General features: G+C 71.2%; 14 protein-coding genes and 1 pseudogene. 9 read left to right on the top strand and 6 right to left on the bottom strand.

All coding sequences use genetic code 11. The features are described from left to right. The first annotated feature begins 3 nt into the window (after positions 1-3). From ACFWPS_RS50015 to ACFWPS_RS49995, 5 genes are all read left to right on the top strand, one after another. Positions 4-282 (top strand): hypothetical protein, encoded by a 279-nt coding sequence (locus tag ACFWPS_RS50015; RefSeq protein ID WP_383720039.1) that lies wholly within the window; start codon positions 4-6, stop codon positions 280-282. After that, positions 279-911, top strand: coding sequence for a LysE family transporter (locus tag ACFWPS_RS50010; RefSeq protein ID WP_383720036.1), 633 nt, complete (start codon positions 279-281; stop codon positions 909-911). Before ACFWPS_RS50015 ends, ACFWPS_RS50010 begins: the two co-directional genes overlap by 4 nt. Positions 912-1,041: 130 nt before the next feature. After that, entirely contained in the window at positions 1,042-1,482 is a 441-nt protein-coding gene (locus ACFWPS_RS50005) for a nitroreductase family deazaflavin-dependent oxidoreductase (protein ID WP_383720034.1), read from the top strand. Between the two features lie 297 nt (positions 1,483-1,779). Further along, positions 1,780-2,796, top strand: coding sequence for a glutathione S-transferase family protein (locus ACFWPS_RS50000; protein WP_383720031.1), 1,017 nt, complete (start codon positions 1,780-1,782; stop codon positions 2,794-2,796). A gap of 16 nt (positions 2,797-2,812) precedes the next feature. After that, positions 2,813-3,154 (top strand): DUF4235 domain-containing protein, encoded by a 342-nt coding sequence (locus ACFWPS_RS49995; protein WP_383720028.1) that lies wholly within the window; start codon positions 2,813-2,815, stop codon positions 3,152-3,154. Positions 3,155-3,220: 66 nt separating this feature from the next. Here the strand turns inward: ACFWPS_RS49995 and ACFWPS_RS49990 are convergent, their stop codons facing one another. Continuing rightward, positions 3,221-3,958 carry a helix-turn-helix domain-containing protein gene (locus ACFWPS_RS49990; RefSeq protein ID WP_383720026.1) on the bottom strand — a complete coding sequence of 246 codons (738 nt, stop codon included), beginning with the start codon at positions 3,956-3,958 and terminating at the stop codon, positions 3,221-3,223. 130 nt (positions 3,959-4,088) lie between these two features. Here ACFWPS_RS49990 and ACFWPS_RS49985 point away from each other — a divergent pair, with 130 nt between their 5' ends. The 4 genes from ACFWPS_RS49985 (at position 4,089) to ACFWPS_RS49970 (ending at position 9,728) form a co-directional block, all read left to right on the top strand. Continuing rightward, positions 4,089-5,582, top strand: a complete 1,494-nt coding sequence (locus ACFWPS_RS49985) for an APC family permease (RefSeq protein ID WP_383720023.1) — start codon at positions 4,089-4,091, stop codon at positions 5,580-5,582. Positions 5,583-5,593: 11 nt separating this feature from the next. Further along, the gene (locus ACFWPS_RS49980) at positions 5,594-7,228 is read left to right on the top strand and encodes an amidohydrolase (RefSeq protein ID WP_383720020.1); all 1,635 of its coding nucleotides are present in this window, start codon (positions 5,594-5,596) and stop codon (positions 7,226-7,228) included. A gap of 178 nt (positions 7,229-7,406) precedes the next feature. Beyond that, on the top strand, positions 7,407-7,745 hold the full coding sequence (locus ACFWPS_RS49975) for a hypothetical protein (RefSeq protein WP_383720018.1): 339 nt from the start codon (positions 7,407-7,409) through the stop codon (positions 7,743-7,745). A 252-nt stretch (positions 7,746-7,997) separates the two neighbouring features. Continuing rightward, a complete protein-coding gene (locus ACFWPS_RS49970) occupies positions 7,998-9,728 on the top strand; it encodes a hypothetical protein (protein WP_383720015.1) in 1,731 nt (576 codons plus the stop codon). A 72-nt stretch (positions 9,729-9,800) separates the two neighbouring features. Here ACFWPS_RS49970 and ACFWPS_RS49965 read toward each other — a convergent pair whose 3' ends face one another. From ACFWPS_RS49965 to ACFWPS_RS49945, 5 genes and pseudogenes are all read right to left on the bottom strand, one after another. Beyond that, entirely contained in the window at positions 9,801-11,048 is a 1,248-nt protein-coding gene (locus ACFWPS_RS49965) for a cytochrome P450 (RefSeq protein ID WP_383720012.1), read from the bottom strand. Then, entirely contained in the window at positions 11,045-11,650 is a 606-nt protein-coding gene (locus tag ACFWPS_RS49960) for an ATP/GTP-binding protein (RefSeq protein ID WP_383720010.1), read from the bottom strand. The genes ACFWPS_RS49965 and ACFWPS_RS49960 overlap by 4 nt, the downstream gene beginning before the upstream one ends. Further along, on the bottom strand, positions 11,631-12,002 hold the full coding sequence (locus ACFWPS_RS49955) for a DUF742 domain-containing protein (protein ID WP_383720007.1): 372 nt from the start codon (positions 12,000-12,002) through the stop codon (positions 11,631-11,633). Before ACFWPS_RS49955 ends, ACFWPS_RS49960 begins: the two co-directional genes overlap by 20 nt. Further along, positions 11,999-12,409, bottom strand: a complete 411-nt coding sequence (locus ACFWPS_RS49950) for a roadblock/LC7 domain-containing protein (protein WP_046733906.1) — start codon at positions 12,407-12,409, stop codon at positions 11,999-12,001. Before ACFWPS_RS49950 ends, ACFWPS_RS49955 begins: the two co-directional genes overlap by 4 nt. Before the next feature lie 5 nt (positions 12,410-12,414). Next, positions 12,415-12,777 (bottom strand): annotated as a pseudogene (locus tag ACFWPS_RS49945) (hypothetical protein); the annotation flags it as partial.

Genomic DNA, 12,777 nt, shown 5'->3' with positions numbered 1-12,777 from the left:
CGAATGTCGTACGTCGTGCCGATCTTCATTAGATGCCCGGGGCACCCATGGGACGACCGCAAGTTCAGCCAGATCGGTGAATCGGGTGATCTGGCCGAACCGCGCGCGGTCGGGGGACGATTCCGCGCCGAAATTCGCTTGCCGGTGCGGCGACGCGGGTCCCAGGATCTGCGCATGAACACTCCTGACGCCGTTGTGCCGCTGACCACCGCGACCGTCCGTCGGGTGCGGGTCCAGCAGCAGCCCGGGCGTCCCTGGAGGCCCGAGCCCGCACGCGCGTGACGGCCGCGCTCGTCGCCGGCCTGCTTGCCGGGTACGGGATCGCCGTCCCGGTCGGTGCGGTCGGCACATATCTAGTGTCCCTCACGGCTCGCACGTCACTGCGGACCGGCGCCTGCGCCGCGCTCGGCGTCGCGAGCGCCGACGGCCTGTACGCCCTGCTCGCCACGGTCGGCGGTGCCGCGCTGGCGGCGGCCCTGCTGCCGGTGCTCGGGCCGCTGCGGCTGGTGTCGGCGCTGGTGCTGGTGGGGCTCGCCGTGCGCGGTGCGACGGTCGCGCTGCGCCAGTTCCGGGAGCGGCGGCTCGCGACGCGTCAGGAGCGGCCGGTACCCGGCCCCGGGCGGGCGTATCTCGGCCTCCTCGGGATCACGCTGCTCAACCCGACGACGGTGATCTACTTCGCGGCCCTGGTGGTCGGCACCCGGTCCGCCGGGCCGGTACGACCGCTGGAGCAGGGCGTCTTCGTCCTCGCTGCCTTCGCCGCCTCGGCGAGCTGGCAGCTGCTGCTGGCGGGCGGCGGCGCACTCCTCGGCCGGGGCCTGACCGGCCACCGGGGCCGCCTGGTCACGGCGCTGCTGTCGAGCTGCGTGATGCTGGGACTGGCGGCCCGGATGGCACTGTCGCCGGGCTGACCGCCCGTGCGTTCGGGGCTCGGAGCGCGGGCGGGATCCCGTCACGGGACCGGTGTCGTGTGGATGATCCGGGGCGCTCCCGGTGTTGAATCATGGCGTCAGTCATGGAAGCGAAGAGGGGACGGACCTCATGCCTCTTGAGGGCGAGTACGAGCCCAGCCCGGCCGCGTGGGTGCGCGAGCAGGTCGAGCTGTACGAGAGCTCGGGCGGGAAGGAGGGCACCACCCTGATGGACACCGGGATGCCCGTGATCCTGCTCACCACCCTGGGGGTGAAGAGCGGGAAGATCCGCAAGACTCCGCTGATGCGGGTGGAGCACGACGGGAAGTACGCCTTGGTCGCCTCCCAGGGCGGTGCGCCCAAGCATCCGGTCTGGTACTTCAACGTCAAGTCGCACCCGCTCGTCGAGCTCCAGGACGGGCCGGTCAAGCAGGACATGGCCGCCCGCGAGGTCACCGGTGCGGAGAAGGCCGAGTGGTGGGAGCGGGTCGTCGCGGCGTACCCGCCGTACGCCGACTACCAGAAGAAGACCAGCCGGCAGATCCCGGTGTTCGTACTGGAGGCGCAGTAACGGGGAACTGACGATTCCGGGAATCCATTCCGGCCGGGGACCGTCGGAATTTAGAAAAATCTGTTTCCGGAGGGCATGAACCGGCTTCGGGCCGGGCAGCCGAATAGCAGGCCCCGCCGCGTTCCCCCGTCGCGGCGGGGCTTTCATGTGCCTCCGTCTGCCTCCCGCTGCCCGAGGGCCACGAACGCCGGCCGCGCGGACGGGGGCCGGTCACTCCGTACGAGAAGCGGAAATGCGGGAACGCATTCCCGCAGGGCCCCCGGTCGACCGCGGGCGGCCCCCGGGCAAGGAGGACGCATGAGCGACGGTGGCGGCAACAGCGAGCTGGGACACAAGGCATTCAGCCGGTCCCCCAGCCATTTCACGGACCGGATCACCGCGGACGGACGGGACGGCTGGCCGGTGGCGGCCGGACGCTACCGGCTGGTGGTCAGCCGCGCCTGCCCGTGGGCGAGCCGGGCGGTGATCTCCCGGCGGCTGCTCGGCCTGGAGGACGCCCTGTCGCTCGCCGTCACCGACCCGATCCAGGACGACCGCAGCTGGCGCTTCACCCTCGACCCGGGCGGCCGTGACCCGGTGCTCGGCATCCGGTACCTGAGCGAGGCCTACGACCGCCGGGAGACCTACTACCCGGGTGGCGTGAGCGTGCCCGCCGTCGTGGACGTGCCGAGCGGACGGCTGGTCACCAACGACTACCAGCAGCTGACCCTGGACCTGGCCACCGAGTGGACGGCACTGCACCGGGACGGCGCGCCGGACCTCTACCCCGCGCGGCACCGGGACGAGATCGACGAGGTGATGGCCGGGGTGTACGAGGACGTCAACAACGGGGTCTACCGGGCCGGGTTCGCGCACGAGCAGAAGAAGTACGAGGAGGCGTGCGCGGGCGTGTTCCGGCGGCTGGAGCTGCTCGCCGAGCGGCTGGCCGGGCGGCGCTACCTGGTCGGGGACACCCTCACCGAGGCCGACATCCGGCTGTTCACCACACTGGTGCGGTTCGACGCCGTCTACCACGGCCACTTCAAGTGCAACCGCTTCAAGCTCGCGGAGAACCCGGTGCTGTGTGCGTACGCCAGGGACCTCTACCAGACACCGGGATTCGGTGACACCGTCGACTTCGACCACATCAAGCGGCACTACTACCAGGTCCACACCGGGATCAACCCGACCCGTATCGTGCCCCTCGGCCCGGATCTCGCCGGGTGGCTGACGCCCCATCACCGGGAGGAACTCGGTGGCCGGCCCTTCGGGGACGGGACGCCGCCCGGCCCGGTGCCGGCGGACGAGGAGGTCGCGGTCGCGGGGCGGCCCTGAGAACGCGGAGGCAGGCATGGCCAGGCGCAGGAAGAAGCTGAGACTCCCGCTCGTCTACGCACCCGTCGGCTTCTTGCTGAGCTGGGCCGGCGGGGCGCTGGGCGCGCTGGCCTTCCGCCGGACCTGGAAGGCGCTGCGCGGCGAGGAGGACGCACCGGACGCCCTGGACCAGGACCGCGGCTGGGGCGAGGTGCTGCTGGCCGCGGCAGTCCAGGGCGCGGTCTTCGCGGTGGTGCGCAGCGCCGTGGACCGCACCGGCGCGACGGCCATAGAGCGCTCCACCGGAGTGTGGCCGACGGCCGGCAAGGGCGGCCGGGACCGGGTCGGCCCTCCGGGGGCGGGGTCCGACGCGGCGTGAAGGAGTGTCCGGCCGGGTCGCCGTGACCGCGCTCCTCGTACGGCCCGGCCGGGCGTCCGTCCCCGGTCAGCGGATTCGGTCGCCCGCCGGCCGCTTCCCGGTGCACAGCTGCGCGAGCCGCGCCTCGGCCGCCGTCAGCAGCAGGTCGAGGGCGGCCGGGTAGGAGCTGTCCCGCATCGAGGCCACGAGATGGCGGGCGGTGGCCGCGATGTTCGGGTGGCTGGTGGCGGGCAGCCGGGCGTAGGTCGCCCGCCACACGTCCGCCTCGGCGTCCCGGGCGGCCTTGGGCAGGGCGGTGGTGGCGGAGTCGAGGGCGCCGTACGCCAGGGCCTGGTCGACGAAGGCGTGGTAGACGCGGACCGCCTCCGGATCCGGGAAACCGGCGTTCCGCAGCACCCCGAGGATGGTCTCGACGGCCTGGATCTCGTACGTCCGCCCGGTCACCCGGTGGGCGCTGAGCACCGCCGCCCGGGGGTGGGCGAGGGCTCCGGCGTGCATGCGCAGGCCGAGGTCGCGCAGGTCGGCGCGCCAGTCGCCGGTGGGCCGCCAGACCCGCAGGGTACGGCCGATCAGCTCGTCGGCGATGGCGAGCATCAGGTCGTCGGTGTGCCGGAAGTAGCGGTACAGGGAGCTTGGGTCGGCGCCCAGGGCGCGGCCGAGGCGGCGCACGGACAGGGCGTCGGCGCCGTGCTCCTCGATCAGCCGCATCGCGGTCCCGACGATCAGCTCCTCGGAGAGGACCACGCCCTGCCGGGTGGGGCGCCGGCGCTGCCGGGCGGCGGCCGGTACGACACGTTCGCTCATGGAACCTCCCTCACGGTGTGCCGGGCACCTTATGACAACACCGTTGACCTGTGAAGGGCACCGGCAGTTTCATGTCCCGTCACCGGGGCCGACCAGTCCGGCCCCCAGGTGCGAGCGGAGTGTGCCGGCCATGACCGACCAGCCCTACACAGCAGACCCCCCTGAGTTGCGCAGATCCCTCGGCGTCCTCGACGGCATCGCGGTCGCCGCGTCCAGTACGGCCGCCACGACCAGCATCGGCATCGGTCTGGGGGTGACGGCCGGGGTGGTCGGGCTGCATCTGCCGGCCGTCATGCTGCTGGCGTTCCTGCCGGTCCTCGGCATCGCGGGCGCCTACTCCCGGCTGAACCGGGTGGAGCCGAACGCGGGCAACGGCTATGTGTGGGTGGGCCGTTCGCTCAATCCGTGGCTCGGCTTCATGGTCGGCTGGGTGAACATCGTGGCGACGGTGGCGTTCCTCGCGTACACCACGGCGGTCACGGGATCCGCGATCCTGCAGCTGGCGGGCGAGGCCGGGGTGCACCGGATCGGCTCGCTCGCCCTCGACCCCGGCTCCACCGCTCAGACCACGGCCGTCGGCATCGTCGTCCTGGTAGCCGTCACCCTGACCGCGGTGACCGGCATCCGCACCGCCGCCCGCCTCCAGACCGGGCTGCTGGTCTTCGAGTACGTCGTACTGCTCGGGTTCTGCGGCTACGGCATCGTCACCGGACCGCACCCCTTCAGCCTGAGCTGGTTCGACCCGTTCGCGATCCCGTCGGCGACGGCGCTGGCGCAGGGCCTGCTCCTTTCGGTGTTCTGCTACTGGGGTTTCGAGGCCGCGTTCAGCGTCAACGAGGAGGTCCGCGACCCCCGGGACGCCTCCCGGGCCGGCCTGATCACCCTGGTGACCATGCTGGGGCTGTTCCTGCTGGGCTCGGTGGCGTTCCAGCGGGTGCTGTCCGAGAAGGAGCTGGCCGGGCACGGGGCCGAGGGGCTGGCGTTCTTCGGCGACCGGCTGGCCTCGCAGCCGTGGGCCGCGCTGCCGCTGGTGGCGCTGATGTTCTCGGCGGTGGCCTCGCTGCAGGCCGGGGTGATCCCGACGGCCCGGGGCATGTTCGCGATGAGCCGGGACCGTACCCTCGGGCCGGTGTGGTCCAAGGTCAGTGCCCGGTACGGGACCCCGGCGGCCGGCACGCTGCTGATCGGTGCGCTGGCCACGGCGGTCGCCGCGCTCGCCCTGGTGATCCCGCGGCTCGCCGACATGATCATGGCAACGGTGAACGCCGTCGGCATCGTCGTCGCCCTGTCGTACGCGCTCACCGCGCTCGCCGCCGCCGCGCGCTTCCGTCAACTGCTGCGCGACGACTGGCGGCAGGGTGTGCGGGCCGTGGTCCTTCCGGCGCTGAGCGCCCTCGCCCTGCTGGGCCTCGGCGGCTATCTCGGCTGGTCCTTCTACACCTCCACCGACCACTTCGAGGTCAGCGCGGACAACGGCTGGTTCCTGCTGACCACCCCGCTGGTGATGATCGCGTCCGGGTTCGTCGCGGCCGGGTGGGCGAAGTACGTGCGCCGCTCGCCGTACTTCCGCACCGGCGAGGGCACGGATGCCGACGCGCCCCAGCTGCTCACGACCCGCAACTAGGAACAGGAAACATGCACGCAGATCTGGTCTTCACCGGCGGTCCCGTCCTCACCCCCGAGGGCCCTGCCGACGCCGCCGTCGCCGTCACCGGTGAGCGCATCACCGCCGTCGGCCCCGCCGAGGAGGTGCGGGAGCTCGCCGGGCCGCGCACCGAGGTGGTCGACCTGGCCGGGCGGCTGCTGCTGCCCGGGTTCCAGGACGCGCACATCCATCCGGTGCCGGCCGGCCTCGAACTGGCCCAGTGCGATCTGACCGGGCTGCGGACCGCCGAGGAGACCGTGGCCGCCCTACGCGCCTACGCCGCGGCGCATCCGGAGCGGGCGTGGATCCTGGGCGGCGGCTGGTCCATGGAGGCGTTCGCGGGCGGCACACCGACGAAGGAGCTGCTGGACGCCGTCGTACCGGACCGGCCCGTGTACCTGCCCAACCGGGACCATCACGGGGCGTGGGTCAACAGCCGGGCCCTGGAGCTGGCCGGGATCGGCCGCGACACGCCCGACCCGGCCGACGGGCGGATCGAGCGGGACGCCTCCGGCGCGCCGAGCGGCACGCTCCAGGAGGGTGCGATGCAGCTGGTCGGCCGGCTCGCACCGCCGGCCGGCCCGGCGGACCGGCTCGCGGCGCTGCTGCACGCCCAGCGGCATCTGCACGCGCTCGGCATCACGGCCTGGCAGGACGCGCTGGTCGGGGAGTTCCTCGGCATGGACGACCCGTCGCAGGCGTATCTGACGGCGGCCCGGGACGGTTCGCTGACCGCGCGGGTGGTCGGGGCCCTGTGGTGGGACCGGGAGCGTGGCGCCGAGCAGATCCCCGAACTCGTCCAGAAGCGGGACGCGTTGAGCCATGGCCGGTTCCGGGCGGGCACGGTGAAGCTGATGCTGGACGGGGTGGCCGAGAACGGCACGGCCGCACTGCTCGATCCCTACCTGGACAAGTGCGGCTGCGCGACCGGCAACCGGGGCAAGAGCTTCATCGACCCGAAGCAACTTCCGGCGTACGTCGCCGAGTTGGACTCGCTCGGCTTCCAGTGCCATTTCCACGCGCTCGGGGACCGGGCCGTACGGGACGCGCTGGACGCGGTCGAGGCGGCGCGGGCGGCCAACGGGATGAGCGACACGCGACCCCACCTGGCGCATCTCCAGGTCGTACACCCCGATGACGTACCGCGTTTCGCGCGACTCGGCGCCACCGCCAACATCCAGGCGCTGTGGGCCGCGCACGAGCCGCAGATGGACGAGCTGACGATCCCCTTCCTGGGGTCCGAGCGAGCGGGGTGGCAGTACCCGTTCGGGGCGCTGCTGCGGTCCGGGGCGCGGCTCGCGGCCGGCAGTGACTGGCCGGTGAGCAGTCCCGACCCGCTCCAGGGGATCCATGTCGCCGTCAACCGGGTGGAACCGGGCGGCGACGCGCCGGTGTTCCTGCCGGAGGAGCGGCTGAGCCTGGCGGCGGCGGTCACGGCGTACACGGCCGGTTCGGCCTACGTGAACCACCTCGACGACACCGGGCGGGTGGCGGTCGGAGCGCTCGCGGATCTGGTGGTCCTGGACCGCGATCCGTTCGCCGGACCCCTCGGGCGCATCGCGGACACACGCGTCGCGTACACATACGTGGGGGGCGCGCGAGTGTACTCAGCTCAGGAGGCATGAGCAGTAACACACGTCACGGTCAGGTCACGCGTAGATCATTTACGCTCTGGGCAGCCTCGTAGCGCCTCACGGCTCAACTTTCGAGCCACGAAGGCCAGTTCGAGTGCACGGGTGGCCGACAGGCCACCCGTTCGCAGGGACGGGGGGACTCTGCGCACTGTCGCCCGAAAGGAAACACATGCCTCAGGACGTCACCTTCGACCTGCCCTTCGAGACCCCCGTCGGTGAGCATCTGCAGTTCGCGCGCGCCCGGCATCTGCGCCGGCTCCGGGACATGGACCTGGTGTACGGCAAAGCCGGGTTCGAGGAGTGCACGTCGTGGGACCTGTCGCAGGCCGCGGACCGGACCTGTCCGCGCGCCTCGGCCGAGGACATCGGCGTCCTGGTGACCTGGTCCGCACCGGCCTTCCTGGAGCGGCCGCGTGCCTCGGATCCGGTGGTCGCGCCACGCCTGACGGGCCGCGAGCGCTTCCTGATCGACACAGCCGAGGCGGCGATGCAGGTGCTCGTCCTGTAGCAGGAGTGCTTCGACAACGGGCGGTCGTTCATGGCAGGCCGGCGGGCGGGTCGGCGACCCGCGCCGCTTTCCCGGCCGTCGACGCAGCAGTCGTACCCCCCTCGCGGTCGTTCGCAGCAGGAGCCGGTCGCGTGAGTCCGGCTGTCCGGCGAGGCCGTCGCGGCAGGGACAGAAGAAATTCCCGGGCACCACCGGCCGACGACCACGGCCGGTCAATTCCCTTGCCAGGACCACAGTTTGAAGGAGACCGGTGTGAATTCTCGAGTCGTAGGCGCTGTTCCGACGGCGTCCGCCGACAGCCTGCTCCCGGCGCAGCCAAGCGCCCAGCTCCAGCCCGCGGAGGCGGCGAACACCCTGGCCCGCCTCTTCCTGGAACGCGTCAACGGGAGCACGGAGCAGTACCGAAGGTCTCAGGACGCCGCTCAGCAGCGGCTGGACGCACTCGGATCCCCCCACGCCGGCACCACGCTGCATGTGGAGGGAGCCCTCCAACTGGCGCCACGCACGTTCCTCCCGCCCGACGAGGAGGGTTACGCCAGGTTGAAACGGCTCGACACCGGCCTGCGCACGATCGAAGCGGCCTTCCCCCAGGTCAGCACCGATGCCGAGATCTGCCGACTGACCTGCACGATGCTGGAAGGGGCCTGGCGGAGCCGGGCGCTCACCCCGCCGCGCGAGGAGGAGCGGGCAACCGCCTGCGCCTGCCCGCTGTGCCGTCGGCTGCCTACGCCCCCCGCGCGCACGCTGGGCGACTACAGCTGGCGGCAGAGCGCCGGTCGTCCCCTCACCGTCAAGGCCTGGCCCTACCGCCGGGAACTCGACAGCGTCCTGACCGCTGGATGGATCTGGGTCCGGCAGTTGAACGACCTTGAACGAGACCTCGGCCTCCGCCACCGCTTCGAGGACGACATCCTCGTCTTCCACGAGTACAAGCGCGTCATCGACACCATCGACACCACGCACGTCACCCAACTCGTCGAAGGCCGCTTGGCCGAGAGTTTCAGCACCAACAGCGCACGGGCCCTGGTCTGCGGACTCTACGCAGCCCATAAGCGATCCGTCGACGAGAACTGGCTCCAACAGCACCACGCGGGCAGCGTCACGCTCCCCCAGACCAACCCGCTCAGCCAGAGCACCTATTCAGCACTGCAGATGCTGGACTGCCTGTTCTGGCACGTCTCACCCGATACGGAACTCTGGCAGGAAGAACACCTCGCCTCCCTGCTGCTGTGCCGCGTCATCGACGACATGGCCGACGTGCGAGTCGACTCCCTCACCGGCGAGATCAGCAACTTCTGGCTCGCCGACCTGCCCACCCACACCAAGGCCCTCTACGCCGCCTGCACGATCGCCCTCATCAAGTACGGCTGCATGCCCGAGGCGCATGAACCGATGTGGAACACCTGGTTGATGAGCAGCACCATCGTCTGGATGGGACTCACAGGCCGCCACGCCCTGTGGTTCGACGGCATCACCGAGGGACTCCCCCCGGCCGAGGACTGCCCGCTGTGCGACCTGCAGCCCAACCCGTGCACCGGCATCCTCACCCACGGCACCACCCTCACCATCGGCCCGCGCCCCACCGCACCGGCACTGAGCTCCCGGACCGCCGAGCTGTCCGCACTCTGCCGAGCCCAATTCCCCCGGACATGGGCCCTCTTCGACGCCGAGCTCCATGCCTTCGAAGCACTGCACGGCCCCTGGCAGGGCAACACCGACAGCACATGGGAGATCCTGCGACGCACCTACGTCGCCGCCGTGGAGGCATCCATGGATGCACCGTCCCCCGACCGCGCTCGGCAGGTCCAACAGGACGCCGGCGCAGTCGGATCCGAAAAGTTCTACACCCTGTACGACCCTCAGACCGGGAGGGAGGACACCGCGCTGCTCTCCTACATGTTCGGCTGCGCCCACCCGCATTTCATCTGGAACGCCACGGGATACCAGCCCACGACCGTCACCGGCGACTGGCTCGACGGCTGACGCCTCGATCCTGTTCCGGAACCACCGACGACGCTGCTGCCCGGCCGGTCTTCCGGCCGGGCAGCAGCGTACTCAGACCGGGAACTCGACCGGCAGCCTGTCCAGCCGGGACTCCCAGGTGGAGGCCGTCGAGGTGAGCTCGTCCGCCGGCGTGGCCAGCCGCAGGCCCGGCAGCCGGTGCAGAAGGACGTCCACCGCGATCTCGATCATGGACTGACCCATACTCTGCCCGGGGCACTCGTGAGGGCCCGCGCCGAACGCCAGGTGCGCCTGGTTGCCCTCCACCGAGACACCCGGGTCGGGCCGGACCTCGGGGTCGAGGTTGCCCGGGGCGAGACCGAGCACGAGCAGGTCGCCCGCCCCGATGAGGTGCCCGCCCAGTTCGACGTCGCTGGCGGCGAAGCGTCCCGGCAGGACGGTCAGCGGCGGGGAGTTCCACATGGCCTCCTCCATCACCGCCGAGATGTTCAGCTGACCGCCGATCAGCCCGGAGAGCCGGGAGGCGTCGGTCAGGACCAGCCGCAGCACCCGGGCCAGCAGGTTGGTCGTGACAGCCGCGGCGATCATCACCATGCGCAGGTGATCGACGATCTCGTCGTGGTCGAGAGCCGCGTGATGGTCCAGGAGGTCGGTGGCGAGGTCGGAGCCGGGTTCGGTCCGCCTGCGCTCGACGAGTTCGCCGAAGATCTCCCTGATCCTGCCGTCGTGCATCACGGCGTCCTCGCCGCCCTTGAGCAGCTCGGCGCAGGACTCGACCAGCCGGCGCCCCTCCACCTCGGCGAGCCCGAGAACGCGGCTCATCACGAGCATCGGGACAAAGTCGGCGTAGTCCGCCACCAGATCGGCGCGGCCGACGGCCGCGAACCGGTCGATCTGCTTGTTGGCGAAGTGCGTGGCGTGGCGCCGGATACCGCGGCCGACGGCGGCCTGCAGCACGTCGTTGACGGCGCCGCGCAGCCTGCGGTGCGGCTCGCCGTCCTGGGAGACGCAGTCAGGACGCCAGGCGAGCATCGGGATCAGGGCAGAGGTCTCCTCGATCCGCCCCTCCCGGTAGTCCCGCCAGGTCCGTGCGTCCCGTGGGAACTGGCTGGGATTGTCGAGCACCCGTCGGCTGTCCCGGTAGCCCAGCACCAGCCAGGCGTTGATGTCGCCCTCCAGCAGCACCGGCGCGACGGAGCCGTGCTCCTTGCGCAGCCGTTCGTAGATGCCGTGCGGGTCGGTCGACGCCTCGGGCCCGTACAGCCGCGCGAGCTCGGGCGAACCGTGCGCGACCGGGCAGCCGCGGGGGGCGTCGGGACTGTCGAGGCTCTGGTCGTTCATCGGGGCTCCAGTGCGACGGCGGAGCGTTCCTTCAAATGACGTATCAGGGCGATCAGTACGTCACGGCTGGAGGCCCGGTCCCGGGCGTCACAGGCCACGATCGGGGTGTGCGGGGAGATGTCGAGGGCGTCCCGGATCTCCTCGATGGGGTGTTCCCTGCAGTCCGGGAAGACGTTCAGGGCGATGACGAAGGGCACGTTCTGCCGCTCCATCTCCTCGATGGCCCGGAAGCTGGAGGCCAGGCGTCTGGTGTCCACCAGGACGATCGCGCCGAGCGCGCCCTTGAACAGGCCGTTCCACAGGAACCAGAACCGTTCCTGTCCGGGGGTGCCGAACAGGTACAGCATCAGGCCCTCGTTGAGGCTGATCTTGCCGAAATCCAGGCTGACCGTGGTCTCGGCCTTGTCCGCGACGCCGATGAGGTTGTCGACGCCGACGGTCGCCTGGGTGAGGGTCTCCTCGGTGGTGAGCGGCTTGATGTCGCTGACGGAGCGGACCATGGTGGTCTTCCCGGTGCCGAACCCCCCGGCGATCATCACCTTGACCGAGCGGGTCCCCCCGGCACCGGGGTCGCCGGGATGGTCAAAGCCTTTCAAGTCCACTGAGTACCTCCTGGAGGAGCGCGAGGTCAGGCCCGCGTCCGGCGCGGTGCGCCGGAATGGGATCACGGGCTTCAATACGGCCTGCGTCCAGCAGATCCGCCAACAGCACCGCGAGAATGTTGAAGGGCAATCCGAGATGGGCGGTGAGTTCGGCCACCGACAGCGGATCACGGCAGCGCCGGACTATCTCCTCGTACTCGTGCTGCATCCCCGGGACGGGGGCGGTGCGGGAGACGACGAGGGTGGCCACGTCGAGGCTCGACGCCGACCCGCCCGGTCCGCTGCGTCCCCCGGTGAGGACGTAATAACGCTCGAGACCGGACGGATCCGTGGGCCGGCGGGGAGCACTCATCCAGAGTGCTCCTCCAGGCGCGGAGAGGTGCCGAGCAGCTCACCCATCCGCCGTGACAGGTCCCTCATCTGGTGACCGAGCAGCCCCTGGTCGAGCCCTTCGCGGGCGAGGACCCCGAGATACGTCTCCACACCGGCCCGCACGACGAAGAGGTGGCCGCCGTCGACCTCGATCATCGCCAGCCGCAGCTGCCCCGCGTACTTGGGGAACTGCTCGGCGACCGGCTGGGCCAGGGCCTGCAGCCCAGCCACCACGGCCGCGAAGCGGTCCACGTCGTCGGGGTCTTCGGCGCCAAAGGAGGTGATGGCCTTGCCGTCGCTGGAGGCCACGAGGGCGAAACGGATCTCCGGGATACTCTCCACCAGATCACGGAGCGCCCAGCTCACGTCGGTTCCCTGTTGCGTCATGTGGACTAGTCGCTCTCTTCAGTGCGGTGCTCGGCGGACTCGCGTCCGGCGGCGGCGTCATCGGCGCCGGCCGGGGTCGCGGGTGCCGCGTCGTCTTCGTCTCCGGTCAACTCGGCCTCGCTGTCCGCCGCTTCGTCCGCGACGGGCGCGCGGCCCGCGGTGGCGAAGGCGGCCAGGCCCGCGAAGGACTCCTCGGGCGGGACCGCGGGGAACACGCTGCCCTGCGTGCGGGCGGTGCGCTCCTCGGGCTGCTCATCCTCGCGGCGCCGGCTGCGCCGCCGGGGCAGTCCGCCCGGGGTGGTGTCCAGGGCCTCTCCGGACTCCGGCTGAGTGACGGTTTCGACGGTGACCGGGCTGTGCGCCTGCAC

Origin of the sequence: Streptomyces sp. NPDC058457, assembly GCF_042720695.1 — a bacterium.
Taxonomy (GTDB): domain Bacteria; phylum Actinomycetota; class Actinomycetes; order Streptomycetales; family Streptomycetaceae; genus Streptomyces.
Note: the sequence above shows the minus strand (reverse complement) of the source record. Positions and strands in the feature narration are given on the sequence as shown.

Excerpts from the sequence above, each read along its gene's own strand:
- ACFWPS_RS50015 (WP_383720039.1), top strand. The coding sequence starts at position 4 with ATGTCGTACGTCGTGCCGATCTTCATTAGATGCCCGGGGCACCCATGG.
- ACFWPS_RS50005 (WP_383720034.1), top strand. The coding sequence starts at position 1,042 with ATGCCTCTTGAGGGCGAGTACGAGCCCAGCCCGGCCGCGTGGGTGCGC.
- ACFWPS_RS50000 (WP_383720031.1), top strand. The coding sequence starts at position 1,780 with ATGAGCGACGGTGGCGGCAACAGCGAGCTGGGACACAAGGCATTCAGC.
- ACFWPS_RS49995 (WP_383720028.1), top strand. The coding sequence starts at position 2,813 with ATGGCCAGGCGCAGGAAGAAGCTGAGACTCCCGCTCGTCTACGCACCC.
- ACFWPS_RS49990 (WP_383720026.1), bottom strand. The coding sequence starts at position 3,958 with ATGAGCGAACGTGTCGTACCGGCCGCCGCCCGGCAGCGCCGGCGCCCC.
- ACFWPS_RS49985 (WP_383720023.1), top strand. The coding sequence starts at position 4,089 with ATGACCGACCAGCCCTACACAGCAGACCCCCCTGAGTTGCGCAGATCC.
- ACFWPS_RS49980 (WP_383720020.1), top strand. The coding sequence starts at position 5,594 with ATGCACGCAGATCTGGTCTTCACCGGCGGTCCCGTCCTCACCCCCGAG.
- ACFWPS_RS49975 (WP_383720018.1), top strand. The coding sequence starts at position 7,407 with ATGCCTCAGGACGTCACCTTCGACCTGCCCTTCGAGACCCCCGTCGGT.
- ACFWPS_RS49965 (WP_383720012.1), bottom strand. The coding sequence starts at position 11,048 with ATGAACGACCAGAGCCTCGACAGTCCCGACGCCCCCCGCGGCTGCCCG.
- ACFWPS_RS49955 (WP_383720007.1), bottom strand. The coding sequence starts at position 12,002 with ATGAGTGCTCCCCGCCGGCCCACGGATCCGTCCGGTCTCGAGCGTTAT.
- ACFWPS_RS49950 (WP_046733906.1), bottom strand. The coding sequence starts at position 12,409 with ATGACGCAACAGGGAACCGACGTGAGCTGGGCGCTCCGTGATCTGGTG.